Raw genomic sequence first — 17,703 nt, forward strand, 5'->3', positions numbered from 1 at the left:
ATACCCCGTACATGAAAGACTTAGTGATAGACCTGGAAGCCGAGAAGAACGAGATACTAAAAAGATACCGTGCTTTGTTGCGTGCCTGTAAATCAACCCTGCAAAAGGGCGATAAACGCATGATACGCAAGGCATTTGATATGGCCCTGGAAAGCCATAAGGACATGCGCCGTAAAAGCGGCGAACCTTATATATACCACCCTATTGCCGTTGCCCAGATAGCCGCCGAAGAAATTGGCCTGGGTACCACCTCAATAGTGTGCGCCCTGCTACATGATGTGGTTGAAGATACCAACATGACGCTTGATGAAATTGAGATGGAATTTGGTAAAAAGGTAGCCAAAATTATTGACGGCCTTACCAAAATATCAGGTGTATTTGATACCAACAGCTCATTGCAGGCCGAAAACTTCCGTAAAATGCTGCTTACCCTTGCCGATGACGTGAGGGTGATATTGATTAAGCTTGCCGACAGGCTGCATAACATGCGTACCATGGAGTTTATGCCCAGGGATAAGCAGCTTAAGTTATCGTCAGAAACGGTTTACCTGTACGCGCCCCTGGCACACCGCCTGGGCTTGTATGCCATAAAATCTGAGCTGGAAGACCTTTCCATGAAATACATGGAGCGTGAAACCTACCAGTTCATCAAAAATAAACTGAACGAGAAAAAGGCCGAACGCGAGCGTTTTATCCGTGATTTTATCGAGCCAATAAATAAATCATTACAAAGCCAGGGGCTTGAGGCCGATATATTCGGGCGACCGAAATCTATCCACTCCATCTGGAATAAGATGAAAAAGAAATCGATACCTTTTGAAGAGGTATATGATCTTTTCGCCATCCGGATTATATTGGATAGCGCCCCTGAACATGAAAAGGCCGACTGCTGGAAAGCCTATTCTATAGTAACCGATCAATACCGCCCAAACCCGGACAGGTTGCGCGACTGGATTTCATCGCCCAAGGCCAACGGTTATGAGTCATTGCATACCACGGTAATGGGCCCGCGGGGGCAGTGGGTTGAAGTGCAGATCCGCACCAAGCGCATGAACGAGATTGCCGAAAAAGGTTTTGCCGCGCATTGGAAATACAAGGAAGCCAGCACCGACAGCGGGCTCGACCAATGGGTACACAAAGTGCGCGAAATGCTCAAAAACCCGGATACCAACGCGCTCGACTTCATCGATGATTTTAAGATGAACCTCTTCAGCGATGAGATCTTCATTTTTACGCCAAAAGGAGCGCTGATCCAGTTGCCATTGAATGCTACGGCGCTCGACTTTGCCTTCGAGATCCATACCGATGTAGGTGCAAGCTGTATCGGTGCTAAAGTAAATCATAAACTGGTGCCGCTAAGCTACAAGCTCCAAAACGGCGACCAGGTAGAGATCATTACCTCAGGCAAGCAAACCCCTAAGGAAGACTGGCTTAATTTTGTAGTTACCGCAAAAGCTAAGGCTAAAATCAAATCGGCTTTAAAAGAGGAGAAACGCAAAATTGCCGAGGACGGTAAAGAGATCCTGGAGCGTAAAATGAAATCGCTCAAGATCACCTATAACTCCGAAAACCTGCAAAAGATCAGCTACTTTTTTAAGCTGCAGGCCACTCAGGATCTTTTTTACAATGTTGCCAAAGGCATTATTGATATGAAAGACCTGAAAGAGTACCAGGCGTCCGAAAAAGTGATTGACAATAAGCCGCAGGATAAAATTGACCAGGAGCAGGTTCAAAACCTCATCAAAAATATCAAGGCCAAAGACAGTGATATCCTGCTCATTGGCGAGGATATGCAAAAGATTGATTACAAGCTTGCCAATTGCTGTAACCCTATCCCCGGCGATGATGTTTTTGGTTTTGTTACCGTGAGCGACGGGATCAAGATCCACCGTACCAATTGCCCTAATGCGGCCAAGCTTATGGCCAACTACGGCTACAGGATAGTAAAAGCCCGCTGGACAAATCAGCAGGAGCTTGCCTTCCTTACCGGCCTGCGCATTACCGGTATTGATGAGGTTGGGTTAATCAACAAGCTCACTACCGTAATATCAAATGATTTTAAAATAAATATCAGGTCTATTACAGTTGATAGTGATAATGGTATATTTGAAGGGTCGCTGATGTTGTATGTGAACGACACCAGCCACCTTGATACCCTGATTAAAAACCTAAAACAAGTAAAAGGCGTAACCGCAGTTAACCGTTTTGATTCGGCGATAGAAAAAGCGTCTTAGGAGAGAAGCAGGAAGTCAAGAGTCAAGAAGCAAGAAAGAAGCAGGAAATTAAGAATTATGAGGCAAGACAGAATTCACCAATCTTGATTCTTGACTCTTGACCTCTTGTCTCTCTAATCCATAATTTATTAATAACTTTGCCCCGTTAATACATCATTATGTCACAGCAGGATACCATACCAATGGTTAAAAAAATTTTTGAGGCCTACCTCGAAAATAAAAACCTCAGGAAAACCCCTGAACGTTTTGCTATACTCGAAGAGATATATTCCCGTACAGATCATTTTGATGTGGAGTCGTTGTACATCCACATGAAAAATAAAAAATATCGTGTAAGCCGTGCAACGGTTTACAATACGCTTGAGCTGTTGGTTTCGTGCGATCTGGTTACTAAACATCAGTTTGGCAAAAACATGGCCCAGTTCGAAAAATCATACGGCTACAAACAGCATGACCACATCATCTGCATCGACTGTGGTAAAGTGGTTGAGTTTTGCGATCCGCGCATCCAGCAGATCCAGAGTATGATGGGCGATATATTGAAATTTGACATCAAACACCACTCATTAAATCTTTATGGTAATTGTACCAAATTAAGAGAGGGTTTTTGTGACAGAAAAATTTAACTTTGCCCCCTTTCATAACACATATTCTTGAACTTACGATAAATTAATGGCTGTTGACGTATTATTAGGCCTCCAGTGGGGCGATGAAGGAAAAGGAAAAATTGTTGATGTGCTTAGCGCAGGTTACGACCTGATTGCACGTTTCCAGGGCGGACCAAATGCAGGTCATACTTTAGAGTTTGACGGTAAAAAGTTTGTTTTAAACACCATTCCTTCAGGTATATTTTTTGAAAACACCATGAACCTTATCGGTAATGGTGTGGTGATTGATCCTATCACCCTGAAAAAAGAACTGGATAAGTTAAAAGATGCCGGACATGACCTGCTGGCTAAAAAGAATCTTTTAATTGCTAAAAAAGCACACCTGATATTACCTACCCACCAGTTGCTTGATGCTGCCAATGAAAAAAAGATGGGCGAAGGCAAAATTGGTTCGACTTTAAAAGGTATCGGTCCAACGTATATGGATAAAACCGGTCGTAACGGTTTACGGATTGGCGATATTACCCTGCCCGATTTTAAGGAGCGTTACCAGAAACTGGTTGATAAACACGTATCAATGCTGCAGCAGCTTTATGGCGAGGTAGCAGATTTTTCAGAACGCGAAACACTATTCTTCGAGGCGCTTGACGTTTTACGCCAGTTCCCGCTGGTTGATTCCGAGCATTTGGTTAATAACTACATCAAAGAAGGAAAGAAAGTTTTGGCCGAAGGTGCACAGGGCGCTATGCTTGATATCGACTTTGGCTCATATCCGTTTGTAACTTCATCAAATACTACCGCTGCCGGCGCTTGCACAGGTTTAGGTATTGCCCCTCAGCAAATTGGCGAAGTAATAGGTATTTTCAAAGCTTATTGCACCCGTGTAGGTGGTGGTCCGTTCCCAACCGAGCTGGAAAATGAAACCGGCGAAGAATTACGTAAGGTAGGCCATGAGTTTGGCGCAACTACCGGCAGGCCACGCCGCACCGGCTGGATCGACCTGCCGGCTTTAAAATATGCTATTATGCTTAATGGCGTTACCCAACTGGTAATGACCAAGGCTGATGTTTTAAGTGGTTTTGAAAAGATCTATGCTGCTACTCATTATAACTATTTAGGTGAGCAGATTGATTATATGCCTTACGATATTTGCTCAGTTAAACCAGAACCGGTATATAAGGAAATTGATGGCTGGAACGAAGACCTGACCGGCATTACCGAGCTGTCTCAAATCCCGGCTAAACTGCAATCATACATTGATTATCTTGAAGCTGAACTTGGCGTACCGGTTAAGTATTTATCAGTAGGCCCAGACAGGAAGCAGACTTTAACATTGCACTAAGAATAAAAAAGCGTCACGCCGAATTTATTTCGGCACCCCACCAGCAGGGTGTACTTCGTGTGTAACCTTCTTGTAGGATACTGAAACGAGTTCAGGATGACATAGCTATAAATAAGAATAAAAAGGCCGGACGTTCCGGCCTTTTTTCATTTACTTGGTTATTTTTGCGGGGTGATAGTACAGGTTAATGATCTGCCGGGATTCAGAAAGAAGGCGTTACAATGGGCCACAACTTTTGATACGCTGTGTTACCTTGATTCGAATGGATTTAATGATCCCTACTCCAAATTTGATACGCTGATAGCGGTTGGCGCCCGTGCCGAACTTACTGCAGATGCAGGTAACGCTTTTGATCAGCTTGATGAGTTCAGGAAAAATAATCCCGGCTGGATGACGGGTTTCCTGGGATATGACCTTAAAAATGAAATTGAAGCGCTTACATCAACTAATCACGATGGCTTAAAATTTCCAGATTTGTATTTCTTTGTTCCTCAGCATCTGATTTTGATAAGGGGGGAAGGGGCTGAAATTATTTCAGATAATCCCGAATTTGTTATAAGATCAATCATTGAACAGGGTTTAATCGAACCTGTACAGCAGGCTAATATCAACCTATCCCCACGCTTCAGCAGGCAGGAATACATTGACACGGTAAACAAAATAAAAGAGCACATTACCCGCGGCGATATTTATGTCACTAACTTTTGTCAGGAATTTTTTGCAGAGGATATACTTCTTGATCCGCTGGAGATTTTTACGAGACTGAACGAAGTTTCGCCCAATCCGTTCTCTACTTTTTTTAAATGGAATGGTAATTATATTCTCGGCGCCTCGCCCGAACGATTTTTGGCTAAACGGGGAAGTAAACTCATCTCGCAACCCATAAAAGGTACGGCTAAAAGGATGGATGATATTGAAGCCGATGAACAGGCTAAACAGCGCCTGCGCAGCCATCCCAAAGAACTGCAGGAAAACGTAATGGTTGTTGACCTGGTAAGAAATGATTTAACCCGCTCGGCTAAACCCGGCACGGTTAAAACCGAAGAACTTTTTGGTATCTACAGCTTTAAGCAGGTGCACCAGATGATCTCGACCGTGGTTTGTGAAATACAGGAGGGCTTATCAAATGTGCAAGCCATCAAAAACACTTTTCCTATGGGCAGCATGACCGGTGCCCCGAAAGTGAGCTGTATGCAGCTGATGGAGCAATATGAGCGCAGTAAGCGTGGCGTATACTCAGGTGCAATAGGCTATTTTAGTCCGGATGATGATTTTGATTTTAACGTAGTGATCCGCTCATTGCTTTATAATTCCTCCAATAAATACCTTTCGTTTCACGCAGGTGGAGCTATAACTTATCACGCCATTGCCGAAAATGAATATGAAGAATGTTTGTTGAAGGCGCAGGCGGTTATGGAAGTTTTGGGAGGGAATTGAAAAATCCAGAAAAATGAAAATAAGTAGTTCATTATTGGCGCAAGTGTTGAGCGATGGCCAGTGTACATGCTCACTTGTGCCTGTAGAGTAGTAGCAGTTTTCTCCGTGACTTGTCCTGATACTGTTTGTCCTATGGGAGCCGCATGTGATGTGCCTCCAAAACACGTTTTACAGATCATCAACTTTTATTATATTGAGCTGTAAAAATTTCAAATCTCCGTTTATTAAATTATTAATATGTTAAGACCCCTACAAAACATAAAGCTAATTATCGTTTCCCTGTGTTTATTAGCAACCGATATTTCTTCAGCCCAAACTAAGTATCGTCCTTCAGATTTATTCCCGGCACAACCCTTATTACCTCCGGGGAACCCCTATCGTACCGCTACCGGTGAACCCGGGCCTGCCTATTGGCAAAACAAGGCTGATTATGTAATTGATGTAGCACTTGACGATAAAACCAATATCATAACCGGTACAGCAACCATTACCTACACCAATAATAGCCCAAAGTCACTTTCCGCCTTGTGGTTGCAGCTGGAACAAAACGTGTTTAAAAAAGATTCGCGGGGGATTCAATCCAAGCTGTTTCTTTACCAGGATCCGGAAAAAACTACTCCTGATGGGGGATACCAGGTAGAAGCTGTGCAGCTTGCAGGCGATAAGGCAGGAAGCGTCAAATATCATATTTATGATACCCGGATGCAACTTGAGCTGGCACAGCCGCTGTTAAGCGGGCAGGCCATCAGTTTTAGTATTCGTTACCGTTATAACTTCCCGGTAAATTATAAAAATGCCGATTTCCTGGTTAACCGTACCGATATCCTCCCAACAAAAAATGGTAATATTTATGCCGTAGCGCAATGGTACCCCAGGATGTGTGTGTTAGATGATGTAGAAGGATGGAACACACTGCCGTATTTGGGCAATGGCGAGTTTTACCTGGAATATGGCAATTTCAGGGTAAACATTACAGTGCCATCAGGACTTATCGTTGAAGGCTCGGGCGATTTACTTAATCCGGAAGAAGTGCTAACGCCAACTGCACTCAAACGCTGGCAGGCAGCTAAACAAAGTGATGTGCCGGTGCAGATCCGTACAGCAAAAGAAGTAACTGACCCTTCATCAAGGCCTGCAAAATCTACCTGTACATGGAAATTTAAATTGGATAATGCAAGGGATTTCGCGTGGACGGCTTCCCGTTCGTTTATTTGGGAAGGCTTAAGTTTTAAACTTGCCGATGGCAGGCGGGTAATGGGCAGTTCGGTGTACCCGGTAGAATCGGAGAAGCAGGGCAGCTGGAAGCGTTCGTCAGAGTATATTAAATTTACCTTACAGCACTTTTCCGAAAAATGGTTCCCGTATCCTTATAACAAAGCGGTTAACGTAGCTTCGAATTTGGATGGAATGGAATATCCCGGCATGGTTTTTTGTTCGGCAAAGGACACCGGCAATATGTATTTTGCAGTAGTAAACCACGAATTAGGGCATACCTGGTTCCCGATGGTGGTGGGGAGTAACGAGCGTAAATATGCCTGGATGGATGAAGGGTTCAATATGTTTATTGATAAAATAGCTACAAAAGCTTTTAACAAGGGCGAGTTTATAGGTTATGTTGAGATCGATAGTCCGCTTGATTCCCTGTTTTCGGAGAAGCTGCTGCCTATTGTTACCCGCCCCGACGCCTTGCCCGGCAACCAGGTGTATCCGCTGCAGTACCAAAAAGTAGCTTATTCTTTAGCACTTTTGCGTAATCAGATATTAGGCTCTGAACGTTTTGACCGTGCTTTCAGAAAATATATCCGTGATTGGGCTTATAAACACCCAACCCCATGGGACTTTTTTAGGAGTATGGATAGTTCGGCCGGCGAAGACCTAACCTGGTTTTGGAAATCGATGTTCCTCGAAAACTATCGCCTCGATCAAAAAATTGTTAAAGTAGAAAGTAAGGCTGGTTCCCAACCTATTATTACAGTCGAAAATATGGACAAAGCAGCGATGCCTTTGGTTGTTGAAATAACTTATGCTGATGGCTCAAAGGAGCATCGTGAATTCTCGGTTGAGATTTGGGAGTACAGCAGTAGTTATTCCTTTACAGGCGATAAAAAGGTTGCGGTTGCCAAAGTGGTTATCGACCCTGAAAAAATTTATCCTGATGCGGATAGGGGGAATAATAGTTATGAAGTAAAAAATTAAAAATCAACTCGTATAAACAAAAATGTCATTTCGATAGAGCAAGCGGGGGAATAAACGCAGGAGCGAAAGAGAAATCTTATACGCCCTGCTTTGTTACAGGGTTTATAAGATTTCTCCTCACGCCCTGCAATACCCTTTCACTGTTCGTCGAAATGACACTCGTAGATATTAACTTCCCGTCCCATCAGAATCACTTGCAGAGGAACCTGATGTTCCGCGGGGACGTTCTTATAACTTCACTCCCCTCAAAAAATCCTCAATACCCATCCGTTTCTTGCCTTCTAACTGAATATCTTTTAATAACCCGTCCCATCAGGGTCTCTCGAAGAGGACCCTGGTGTTCTGCGGGGACGTTCTTACAACTTCACGCCCCTTAAAAAGTCCTCAATACCCATGCGTTTCTTACCCTCTAACTGGATGTCTTTTAACAATACAAAGCCATCTTTGGCTGCAAATTTTAAATAGGTTTTATTGTCGGTTAAAAAGCCGCCGGGTTGTATGGCCGGTTCTGATAATTGATATTCAGATGCATAAACTTTTAGGCTTTTGCCGTTAAGCTCGGTGTATGCGGTGGGTACAGGGCTTAGGCCGCGAATTTTGTTATAGATTGACAGGGCAGGCTGTGTCCAATCTATCCGGCAATCATCCTTAAAAATCTTTGGTGCGTGTTTTAATTCTGTCCCCTCGGCCAATTGCGATTGCGGGTGTTCGTTGTAACGTCCGCTCTCAACCGCTTTAACTGTTTTAACCAGCAGCCCTGCGCCTTTGTTCATGAGGCGGTCATGTAATTCGCCGGCATCTTCATGGCCGGTAAGGGTTATTTTTTCGGTGAACAGGATGTTACCGGTATCAATATCATGTTTTAAAAAAAAGGTGGTTACGCCGCTTTCTTTTTCGCCGTTAATCAGCGCCCAGTTAATTGGCGCGGCGCCGCGGTATTGAGGTAATAATGAGGCGTGTAAATTTATGGTACCTTTGGCAGGCATGTTCCAAACAGCTTCGGGCAGCATCCTGAAGGCTACAACAACCTGCAGATCGGCTTTCAATGCTTTCAATTCGGCAATAAAATCTTCATTCTTAAGTTTTTCGGGTTGCAGCACTTTTAAGCCGTTAGCTACGGCATATTGTTTAACAGCCGACTCACTAACTTTTTGTCCCCTTCCGGCTGGTTTATCAGGCGCTGTAACAACAGCAACGATGTCACTACCGGCTTTAATTAAAGCGTCTAACGAGGCAACGGCAAACTGGGGGGTACCCATAAATATAATTCTCATAGTATGTTTAGGTATTAGATGTGCTTTATTCTGTTATTCGTATAGTAAGTATTTTTTGCGTGTGGCTTTAAACTTAGTTAGTCCGGGTTGCCAGCCGACACGGATCTCTTCTTCGGTTTTACCGGTTTCAATTTGTTTCCTTAGTTCGGCTGTACCTGTAAGCTTTGTAAAATAGGCATTAAAGAAATGGTCTTTGTAGGGGAAGGCGTTATATAACTCCAGGAGCCATTTCAAATTAATAACACCCGTACCCGTGATGTCAGTTGGCGGAATATTTTGCAGATTAATGCCAAAACATTCCTGGTCTTTCTGTGGCGGGTTCTCGCTCATACCCGGGATACTTTTGGGTGTAAACGAAAAACTGTATTTACCTTTCAACGCCGGGTGTCCCAGTACGGCAAATGGGAAGAGCGTACCCCTGCCCAAACTAAATGTTGTACCTTCAAATAAGCAGGTACTCGGATATAATAAAATCGATATAGGCGTATTTAAGTTGGGCGAAGGGTTTACGGGTAAGGTATAAGGCAAATTATGCTTGTAATTAGCCACTTTAATAATCTTCAGTTTACATTTAACCCCATTTTTTAACCAGCCTTCGCCATTTATCATTTGGGCATATTCGCCAATAGTCATACCGTGGGCGATGGGGATGGGGTGCATGCCCACAAATGAACGGTTAACCGTATCCAGAACAGGGCCATCAATCAAATAACCGTTAGGGTTTGGACGGTCAAATATCATGAGCTCTACATTGTTTTCGGCACAGGCCTCCATTAAGTAATGCAGGGTTGAAATATAAGTGTAAAAGCGTACGCCAACATCCTGTATATCAAATATCATGAGGTCGATACCCTTTAAATCGGCAGGGGTTGGTTTGTAATGCTTGTTACCGTACAGCGATATTACAGGCAAGCCGGTTTTAGGGTCTTTAGCGTCGCCAACGGTAGCGCCGTTACTGGCATTGCCCCTGAAACCATGCTCGGGGCCAAAGATTTTTTTTACGCTTACGCCTAAATGCACCAAACTATCTACACTGGCAGTTAAATTTTTACCAATAACCGAAGTTTGATTAATCACCATCCCTATATTTTTTCCCTTAAGATAGTTAATATACAGCGGAATTTGATCAGCGCCGGGAATAATAGGGCTGTTTTTTTTGTTTTTTGAGATGGATGCCGTCTTGCAGCTTTTATAATTGGTTGCCTGGCTGCAGGCCGTGTTTGCAAGTAAAACTGTTATCAGGGCAAATCGTAAAAAAGCACAAATCTTATTCATAAAATATTGAGTTGAAACAATTTTAAAAGTAGCAGGTTTAACAGCAAAACCGCATATTTGCGAAGGTACAAAAAATCAGTCTGCCATTGAGTTTCGCCTCCTTTATATCAGCTCGTATAACATTTAAATCAAAACGCACATTTTCAAAACTGATAGTGCGTATTGCAATAATAGGCATTATGCTGGGCCTTGGTGTAATGATACTGTCACTTGCTATCGTTAAAGGGTTTAAACACGAAATCCGCAATAAAGTTCGGGGCTTTGCCGGCGACATCCGTGTGGTTAAGTTCGACCTGAATAACTCTTACCAAAGTTCCTCATTTCCTGCTGACAGTGAATTTGTTAAGCGCGCGCTTAAAAGCCCGTTTATTACCCATGTAATGCCGGTGGCCACCAAACCGGGCATTGTTAAGGCTAATAATGAAATTGAAGGAGTGGTACTTAAAGGTGTTGACAAAAATTACGACTGGAGCTACTTTAAAAAAATGATGGTTGCCGGCGAGGTGATCAGCTTTGCCGATTCTGTTGAGGCGCAAAAGGAGATCATGATCTCGCAAACAACGGCCGACAGGCTTAAACTAAAGGTCGGGGATAAGCTGCTGATGTATTTTGTGGAAGATGATCTGCGTAAGCGCCAGTTTAAGATCAAAGGTATTTTCAATATCGGTGTTGAAGAGGTTGATAAAACCTTTGTGATCGGTGCCTTATCGCTCATTAACCGCCTTAATAACTGGAAGCTGAATGAGATAGGCCAATACGAACTACGCGTAGCCGACTTTGATCACATTAATGAAGCCGCCTATGCGCTCGAGACTGTTTTGCCGGTAAAATTGAAAGAGTATACCATTGAAGAAGATTATCCTACCATATTTGAATGGCTTAACCTTTTGGATGTAAATTCGGTAGTGATGCTGGTATTGATGGTAGCGGTTGCTGTAATCAATATGATATCGGCTCTGCTGATCATGATCCTTGAACGAACCGCTATGATCGGGATGCTCAAAGCCATGGGGGCATCTAACTGGGCCATCCGCAAAATATTCCTGATCAATGCCAGTTACCTGATAGGATTTGGGCTGCTATTGGGCAATTTACTGGGGATAGGCCTCGGCTATTTCCAGATGTACACTCATTTTTTCCAACTGGACCAGGCTTCCTATTATATGACCTTTGTGCCGGTTGAGTTTAATATTTTTGATATTGTTGCCCTCAATATTGGTACGCTGATCATTTGCCTGCTGGTGCTTATTATACCATCAACGCTGGTAAGCCGGATCTCACCGGTGAAGGCTATCCAGTTTAAGTAAGTTTTAAAGCAACCGGTAACTTAATCCCAACCTAAAATATTCGCTATGCGCGTTAAAGGAAGCATCGCCTACCATATCTTTCATATAGTTGGTCAGGCCGTGGACAAAGCTTGCATTTAAGCCATAGCGGCCGTAACTGGCGGCGGCGCCAAGGCGCAACCGAACATCGGTTGGGGCCTTGCTTCTTTTGTAGTTAACTTTATAAATCTTGCCTTCTTTATCCTTTACTTCGCCTTTATCCCTGGTATCCAGTATCAGGCCAATATCCATCCCCGGTAAAATATCAAGCTTAACTTTATTGAGGGCAAACCGGTATCCGATATATGGATTAAGGTTAATACTTTGACTTTGTAAAGCAACATGGCCGGTTACAGCAAAACTTGCGTCATTTGCTACTATGTCGTATTCCGTTGGATTAAGAATGATAGGGGTATATTTATTAACTTCGGCTTTGCTCCTTAATAATTCATAACCACCCTGTAGCCCTACTATAAACCCGCCTTTTGATACCGTTTGAACCTGGATATTGCCACCATAGCTAAAGCCATTTTTGCTGCCGTATGGGTTATTGGCACGGTTCATCGGATCGCCGGTGATTGAGCCTTGTAATACCTGGGTGGTAGCCGACGATGATTTACCCGCAAAATGAAATAAACCGGTGTTGGCCTGTACAGTAACTTCTAACTTTTGAGCGCGAAGCTGCAACCCACTAATCAACAGTGGGGCAAGGATAAGAATGTACTTTTTCATTTTTTATGTGTTGTAAAGTTCAGTTTCAGGTTTAAGCCGCCTGCCCCAAATTTTATTTGCTGCGAACCAAGGCCGTCAAGCGGGTATTTCAAAAATGGTTCAATAATTATCCTGTTGCTTTTGCCAAGCGGGTAGCCAACACCAAATGCCACGTTCAGGGTTTTGGCAAAATAAAAGCTATTGAAGCTTTTGTGCGTTGTTTCATCGGATGTTTGCGGTTGTACACCTGCAGCCTGTGCCAGCCCGGGGTAACTGTAACTTGCCGTGTAGGCTTCATTTATAAACGTGCCCGAACTTAAACCTGCAGAAATATAAGTGTCATTTTTCTGCGGGTTAAATTCATATTTAAGGTTAACAGGAATATCCAGACCGATCAGGTTAGCACTGTAGTTTTTAAATGAAGGTGTAGACGATACTTTACTAAAATCGGCCAGCGTGTTATAGGCTGTGCTTAATGATGGCGAAAACGATACAGCAGCCGCAACATTTGAGGGTTGGTTTTTATTGTAATTAAGCGTGTTTTGGGCCAAAGCTAAACCGGTAGAAAGTTTGAGGTTTTTGCTTAGCTTAATATCAGATGTAAAGCCGGCGCCGGCATTTACCTGGTTTTGGCTGCCCTTGGCATAGTTAAAGAATGTAGCCGCGTAAACACTGAATTTTACCCTGCGTTCGTTCATGTCCATATCAGGTTTTTTAGGCTGGTCCTGATCGCTGGCAAGTAAAGATTCCATAGAGTTGATCTTTGGTTTTACTTTTACTACTGATGGAACAGCAGGCGGGTTTGCAGTAACAGGTTTGGTATTTGCCGGAGACTGTACAGCAGGGTTATTAGCATATTGCTGCGCGTTGGTTTGCTGCAATACATATTTTACACTATCAGCTTTTTTAGCCGGAGTTACGTTGATTACACTGTTATTCGCCGGTTGAACTGTAGGGGGCACGTTGGTTTTGGCAATACCGTTAACTGGGTTTGCAGTTACAGGATTTGCCGGCACAGGTGTAAACGCTGGTACGGTTGCAGCCGGTTGATTTACGATTGCGTTGCCCGCCGGTTTATTTAAAGCGCTATTGTTTGCAAGTACGTTTGATTTATTTGCCGGGGTGTTGCCTGCCGGATTCGGTTTTGTTGCTGAAGATTGGGTGCTATTGTTGCCCGCAAGGTTTGTTGCAGGTGATTGCTTAGTTGTTACAGGAGATCGTTCCGGGGTAGCGTTTTGAACATTGCTATCTGCCGTGTTGCTATGCGGCAGCGCAGGTTTTACCGGTTTAGCCGAAAATGTTTGGCCATCATTATTAACATTATTTTTGTTCGATGCTATCCATAAGCCTATACTCAAAAACAATAACAGGACAGCAGCGGCGCTTGCCCACCATAGGTAAACCGGGCGGCGCTGTTTTTCCTGAACAGGGAATCTCTCCCTGAGCAGCAGCCAGCCTTCATCAGCGGTAGTGTCTTCGTAATTATCAAACACTTCCCTGATGCGGTCTCTTAAGTCGTTATCCAACTGGTCATCCATGGTTTTGTGCTTCTTTTCTTAATATACTTCTTAATCTTTCTTTCGCCCTGCTTAGGTAAACGCGCGATGAGCTTACCGGGATGCCGAGCGTTGTGGCTATTTCATCATGGTCATAGCCGTCTATCTCATACATGTTAAAAATAGTTCGTTGTATAGCCGGGAGTTCAACCATCAATTTTAAAATATCCTGTACGTTTAAATTATCAACCGGCCCCATATTACTCCTGATGGGGGCGGCATTTTCCAATTCAACATTAAGCTGGAATTTAAGGTCTTTGCGCCGGCGGTCAATGGCCGTGTTAACCAAAATGGTGCGGAGCCAGGCTTTAAACGGCTTATCGATATTGTAGCCGCCAATAGCGTTAAATACTTTTATAAAAGCGTCATTTACTGCTTCAAGGGCATCATCGCGGTTTAAACTGTAACGCAAACTTATACCCATAGCATAGCCATAGAACTGCTTATACAGCAATTCCTGATGTTTTAAACTGCCTTTTTTGCATTGCCTTACGATCTCTTCTTCGGTAATGCGAGGGGGTGGATGCATTAAATGTACTTAGTTCCGCTAAATGTTGTTTTAAAGCCTTTACGCAGCAAAACAGTTAAATGATACAAAATAAAAAAAATTCTGCCCGGATTATTTGCTGTAGTAATCAAAAAAAGCCGGTACCCTCAATGCGGGCACCGGCAACGTAATAAAACAATAAAAAGTAGTTAATTCGTTTTTTTTAAATTGTATTGAACAGTTAACGTATCGCCGTTGCTGTTGCGCTGCAGTTGAAATACGTTACCATCATAATAATATTGGTAAACACCTTTAAGATGAAATTTTTTGACACCTGGTACTACCGCCAATGAATCATTAAACTGGATGTAGTAACCGTTGTACACAAATGCTCCGTAGCTCGCCACGTGTTTCCTGGTGTCGGTAGCTACTTTAAATAATGATGCCGCGGTAAGTTTTAAAGCTATCGTATCACGAACGGTATCATAACCGGTACCGCTTGTTTTTTTAACCAGCGCACCAAATGTACCGGTAAAATTGCCCTGGGGTTGAGCAACCGGAACAACCTCATTTTTAGGAGAGCAGGCTACGCCTAATGTTAACAATAATGGAAGCAGGTAAAATAAATTACGTTTCATATAATCTTATCTCGTTATCAATTTTTAACCATTACGCACGTTTTTAACTAAACGCTACAGCCGGGATGCATTATTTACAGTTTTTTTGCCTCGTCCCAAAAAATATCCATCTCAGCAAGGCTCATGTCATGCAGCTGTTTGCCATTTTCCTGTGCTTTAAGCTCCAGGTATTGAAAGCGCTTAATGAATTTTTTATTGGTTTTTTCGAGAGCGTTTTCCGGGTTAATATTAATAAAACGGGCGTAATTGATCAGCGAAAACAGCAGGTCGCCAAATTCGGCTTCGGCCCTTTCATGGTCGATAGTGCTTTCATCTTCGGCATTAAATTCGTTTTTAAACTCCTGCATCTCTTCCTCAACTTTTGCCCAAACCTGGCTTTTCTCCTCCCAGTCAAACCCAACGCCGCGCGCCTTTTCCTGTATGCGCGATGCTTTTACCAATGCCGGTAAGGAAGCCGGTACGCCACCCAAAACAGATTTGTTACCCTCTTTAAGCTTGATCTGCTCCCAGTTACGTTTTACATCTTCCTCGTTCTGCACTTCTATGTCGCCATAAATATGCGGGTGGCGGTTGATGAGCTTATCGCAAACGCTGTTCAAAACATCGGTAATGGTAAAGTCGTTGGTTTCGGAAGCTATTTTAGCGTAGAATACCAGGTGTAACATGATATCACCGAGTTCCTTTTTTATTTCGGGCATATCGCCGCCCAGTATGGCATCACTTAGCTCATAGGTTTCTTCAATGGTAAGATGGCGCAGGCTTTCGAGCGTTTGCTTTTTATCCCATGGGCAATTGGCCCGCAGGTCGTCCATAATAATGAGCAATCTATCGAACGCTATTGAGGCAGTAGGGGCGGTTTCAGGGGCTTTTAAAGGCATAAATTATTTATAATGAATACTTATGCTGCAAAGGTATGATAACATCTTTAATGAAAACTTACTGTATCATTAATTTTAAACTAACATTAATTAATTTTATTAGCCAATTGTTAATGCTACCTATAAGCACATTTTATCATGAAAAAAACTTACCTGTTTATCCTCCTTTTCGTTTCGATAATTAAAGCTGGTTATGCTCAACAGCAGCCTGCCGGCGATGTGGCCAACAGTACTTTTAGCCAGCCTCAACCATTCCTGTTTACAGTCAGCACACTTAATCCGCAAGGCCGCAACTGGAGCCTAAATTACTCGGGCGGATATGGTGAGCGCACTGTTACACCACTTGGGTTTGATGGCGTAGATCAAAACTTTTCGGCCAAAGGATACTTAGGTAATAAGTTTACGTTGATGGCCATGCTGGGTACAGGTTTTAGTAATAATGGTGGTGTACGTACATTACAGCAGGCCGAAGTGCTTCGAGATTTTGTTGGTGGTAACCAGCCGATGGGTTTCAGGGCAGGGGCAAGCCTTGGTTTCAGGAGGGAGTTTAACAGCGATGCCGTGGCATTCAGTCGTATAACTGCGGCGTATGAGGTATCAAAATGGAAGCTTGGCGCTAATCTTCGCTTTGAAAAAGCGTTTTCAACCCACCGCGATGGTTTGGATTTGATAACCAGTGTTGGCGTGCATCGTCATATTTCAGGACAGTTATTCGGCGGCTTTGAAGCAGTAGGGCAGGACCTGGAAGGTTTTTGGGAAGCCCACGAGGCCGAAGGCGGTGCCCGTTTATTGATTGGCCCATCGCTTAATTACGCTCCGGTTAATTCACGCCTGGCATTTTCACTTTGCGGCGGCCCCATCATTTATGCAACCCGCAGTGCAGCAACGCAAGGCCAGTTTGCTTATCGCGAATTGCCAACTACCAATGGTTTTACACTGAAATTCAATGTAGGCTTCCGGTTTTTATAGCAGGAAGATTAAAGTTTTACTGCCCTGAGCATTTCGCGTTTGCCGGGTGCTCCGGGTGCTTTCTCTATTTTAAAGCCCTGGCTTTTGAGCATGCGTTTCAGGTTGCCGGTAATGGCATAGGTAACAAACACACCACCCGGTTTTAAAAAGCTAACGGTGTGACCGATGGCTTCTTCATCCCACATTTCGGGTTGATGGGCTGCGGCAAAGGCGTCGAAATAGATAATATCAAACTGCTCGTCTGTGTTAAAATCCAGCAGCTTGCTGTGAGCGATATGTAACTGTGTTGTGTTATTGATTTGAACTTTGGCCGTTAACGCAGCGGGATAACTGCTGTTGAATTGTTCCCATAACAGTTCCTGGATATATTGCTGGTAGCCGGTTTGCGCCATCATTTCGGCGCTTAAGGGGTAAGCTTCGATACCGGTGTAGTTAAGTTTTATTTGCGCGCCGGTACATGCATCGGCTGTTAACAGAAAGTTGAGCCCGGTGCCGAAACCAACTTCGAGGATACTAACCCCGCTGGTGTTATTCCGCTCCAGGAAATATTGTAAGCCTGATTTAACAAATACATGTAAGCTCTCCTGCAAAGCCCCGTGGCGCGAGTGGTAATGCTCACCAACTTCGGCATTGTAAATGGTATTGGAGCCGTCGGCTGTGGGGACTATGGTTAGTTCATGGTTCATGGATGATAGTTCATAGTTTTGGGTGGCATACTTAGTTCATGGTTTATGGATGATGGTTCATAGTTTCCAAGACCTTATTGGCCATGA

Annotated in this window: 15 protein-coding genes; 7 read left to right on the forward strand and 8 right to left on the reverse strand. The window is 43.6% G+C overall.

Features of this window, described 5'->3' with window-relative positions:
* Nucleotides 1-11: 11 nt before the first annotated feature.
* The 5 genes from IEX80_RS27445 to IEX80_RS27465 all read left to right on the forward strand — a co-directional run bounded on the left by IEX80_RS27445 (nucleotide 12) and on the right by IEX80_RS27465 (nucleotide 7,817).
* Complete coding sequence (locus IEX80_RS27445) at nucleotides 12-2,234, forward strand: RelA/SpoT family protein (RefSeq protein WP_090529622.1); 2,223 nt, start codon at nucleotides 12-14, stop codon at nucleotides 2,232-2,234.
* Between the two features lie 158 nt (nucleotides 2,235-2,392).
* On the forward strand, nucleotides 2,393-2,860 hold the full coding sequence (locus tag IEX80_RS27450) for a Fur family transcriptional regulator (protein WP_112567234.1): 468 nt from the start codon (nucleotides 2,393-2,395) through the stop codon (nucleotides 2,858-2,860).
* Between the two features lie 46 nt (nucleotides 2,861-2,906).
* Nucleotides 2,907-4,184, forward strand: a complete 1,278-nt coding sequence (locus IEX80_RS27455) for an adenylosuccinate synthase (RefSeq protein WP_188834801.1) — start codon at nucleotides 2,907-2,909, stop codon at nucleotides 4,182-4,184.
* A 171-nt stretch (nucleotides 4,185-4,355) separates the two neighbouring features.
* A complete protein-coding gene (locus tag IEX80_RS27460) occupies nucleotides 4,356-5,621 on the forward strand; it encodes an anthranilate synthase component I family protein (RefSeq protein WP_229701783.1) in 1,266 nt (421 codons plus the stop codon).
* 237 nt (nucleotides 5,622-5,858) lie between these two features.
* Complete coding sequence (locus IEX80_RS27465; protein ID WP_188834802.1) at nucleotides 5,859-7,817, forward strand: M1 family metallopeptidase; 1,959 nt, start codon at nucleotides 5,859-5,861, stop codon at nucleotides 7,815-7,817.
* 356 nt (nucleotides 7,818-8,173) lie between these two features.
* Here IEX80_RS27465 and fmt read toward each other — a convergent pair whose 3' ends face one another.
* Together fmt and IEX80_RS27475 are read right to left on the reverse strand one after the other, a co-directional pair.
* A complete protein-coding gene (gene fmt, locus IEX80_RS27470) occupies nucleotides 8,174-9,091 on the reverse strand; it encodes a methionyl-tRNA formyltransferase (protein WP_175490000.1) in 918 nt (305 codons plus the stop codon).
* Between the two features lie 33 nt (nucleotides 9,092-9,124).
* On the reverse strand, nucleotides 9,125-10,366 hold the full coding sequence (locus tag IEX80_RS27475) for an exo-beta-N-acetylmuramidase NamZ family protein (protein WP_188834803.1): 1,242 nt from the start codon (nucleotides 10,364-10,366) through the stop codon (nucleotides 9,125-9,127).
* Between the two features lie 155 nt (nucleotides 10,367-10,521).
* Between IEX80_RS27475 and IEX80_RS27480 the strand changes: the two genes are divergently transcribed.
* Complete coding sequence (locus IEX80_RS27480) at nucleotides 10,522-11,673, forward strand: ABC transporter permease (RefSeq protein ID WP_308421713.1); 1,152 nt, start codon at nucleotides 10,522-10,524, stop codon at nucleotides 11,671-11,673.
* Between the two features lie 3 nt (nucleotides 11,674-11,676).
* Here IEX80_RS27480 and IEX80_RS27485 read toward each other — a convergent pair whose 3' ends face one another.
* The 5 genes from IEX80_RS27485 to mazG form a co-directional block, all read right to left on the reverse strand.
* On the reverse strand, nucleotides 11,677-12,423 hold the full coding sequence (locus IEX80_RS27485) for an outer membrane beta-barrel protein (RefSeq protein ID WP_188834805.1): 747 nt from the start codon (nucleotides 12,421-12,423) through the stop codon (nucleotides 11,677-11,679).
* Nucleotides 12,420-13,940, reverse strand: coding sequence for a hypothetical protein (locus IEX80_RS27490; RefSeq protein ID WP_176628946.1), 1,521 nt, complete (start codon nucleotides 13,938-13,940; stop codon nucleotides 12,420-12,422). The genes IEX80_RS27485 and IEX80_RS27490 overlap by 4 nt, the downstream gene beginning before the upstream one ends.
* Nucleotides 13,933-14,487, reverse strand: a complete 555-nt coding sequence (locus tag IEX80_RS27495) for an RNA polymerase sigma factor (RefSeq protein ID WP_090528126.1) — start codon at nucleotides 14,485-14,487, stop codon at nucleotides 13,933-13,935. The genes IEX80_RS27490 and IEX80_RS27495 overlap by 8 nt, the downstream gene beginning before the upstream one ends.
* A 167-nt stretch (nucleotides 14,488-14,654) precedes the next feature.
* Entirely contained in the window at nucleotides 14,655-15,083 is a 429-nt protein-coding gene (locus IEX80_RS27500; RefSeq protein WP_090528123.1) for a hypothetical protein, read from the reverse strand.
* Nucleotides 15,084-15,157: 74 nt separating this feature from the next.
* On the reverse strand, nucleotides 15,158-15,961 hold the full coding sequence (gene mazG, locus IEX80_RS27505) for a nucleoside triphosphate pyrophosphohydrolase (protein ID WP_090528120.1): 804 nt from the start codon (nucleotides 15,959-15,961) through the stop codon (nucleotides 15,158-15,160).
* A 138-nt stretch (nucleotides 15,962-16,099) separates the two neighbouring features.
* Between mazG and IEX80_RS27510 the strand changes: the two genes are divergently transcribed.
* Nucleotides 16,100-16,930: a hypothetical protein gene (locus IEX80_RS27510; protein WP_090528116.1), complete on the forward strand. Its 831-nt coding sequence runs from the start codon at nucleotides 16,100-16,102 to the stop codon at nucleotides 16,928-16,930.
* Between the two features lie 8 nt (nucleotides 16,931-16,938).
* On the opposite strand, the gene mnmC2 is transcribed toward IEX80_RS27510, so the two are convergent.
* Nucleotides 16,939-17,616 (reverse strand): tRNA (5-methylaminomethyl-2-thiouridine)(34)-methyltransferase MnmC2, encoded by a 678-nt coding sequence (gene mnmC2, locus IEX80_RS27515; RefSeq protein WP_090528114.1) that lies wholly within the window; start codon nucleotides 17,614-17,616, stop codon nucleotides 16,939-16,941.
* Nucleotides 17,617-17,703: the final 87 nt, after the last annotated feature.

This window comes from Mucilaginibacter rubeus (assembly GCF_014643835.1).
Classification (GTDB): domain Bacteria; phylum Bacteroidota; class Bacteroidia; order Sphingobacteriales; family Sphingobacteriaceae; genus Mucilaginibacter; species Mucilaginibacter rubeus.

Coding starts and splice junctions, on each gene's coding strand:
- IEX80_RS27445 (WP_090529622.1), top strand. CDS start 12: ATGAAAGACTTAGTGATAGACCTGGAAGCCGAGAAGAACGAGATACTA.
- IEX80_RS27450 (WP_112567234.1), top strand. CDS start 2,393: ATGTCACAGCAGGATACCATACCAATGGTTAAAAAAATTTTTGAGGCC.
- IEX80_RS27455 (WP_188834801.1), top strand. CDS start 2,907: ATGGCTGTTGACGTATTATTAGGCCTCCAGTGGGGCGATGAAGGAAAA.
- IEX80_RS27465 (WP_188834802.1), top strand. CDS start 5,859: ATGTTAAGACCCCTACAAAACATAAAGCTAATTATCGTTTCCCTGTGT.
- fmt (WP_175490000.1), bottom strand. CDS start 9,091: ATGAGAATTATATTTATGGGTACCCCCCAGTTTGCCGTTGCCTCGTTA.
- IEX80_RS27475 (WP_188834803.1), bottom strand. CDS start 10,366: ATGAATAAGATTTGTGCTTTTTTACGATTTGCCCTGATAACAGTTTTA.
- IEX80_RS27485 (WP_188834805.1), bottom strand. CDS start 12,423: ATGAAAAAGTACATTCTTATCCTTGCCCCACTGTTGATTAGTGGGTTG.
- IEX80_RS27490 (WP_176628946.1), bottom strand. CDS start 13,940: ATGGATGACCAGTTGGATAACGACTTAAGAGACCGCATCAGGGAAGTG.
- IEX80_RS27495 (WP_090528126.1), bottom strand. CDS start 14,487: ATGCATCCACCCCCTCGCATTACCGAAGAAGAGATCGTAAGGCAATGC.
- IEX80_RS27500 (WP_090528123.1), bottom strand. CDS start 15,083: ATGAAACGTAATTTATTTTACCTGCTTCCATTATTGTTAACATTAGGC.
- mazG (WP_090528120.1), bottom strand. CDS start 15,961: ATGCCTTTAAAAGCCCCTGAAACCGCCCCTACTGCCTCAATAGCGTTC.
- IEX80_RS27510 (WP_090528116.1), top strand. CDS start 16,100: ATGAAAAAAACTTACCTGTTTATCCTCCTTTTCGTTTCGATAATTAAA.
- mnmC2 (WP_090528114.1), bottom strand. CDS start 17,616: ATGAACCATGAACTAACCATAGTCCCCACAGCCGACGGCTCCAATACC.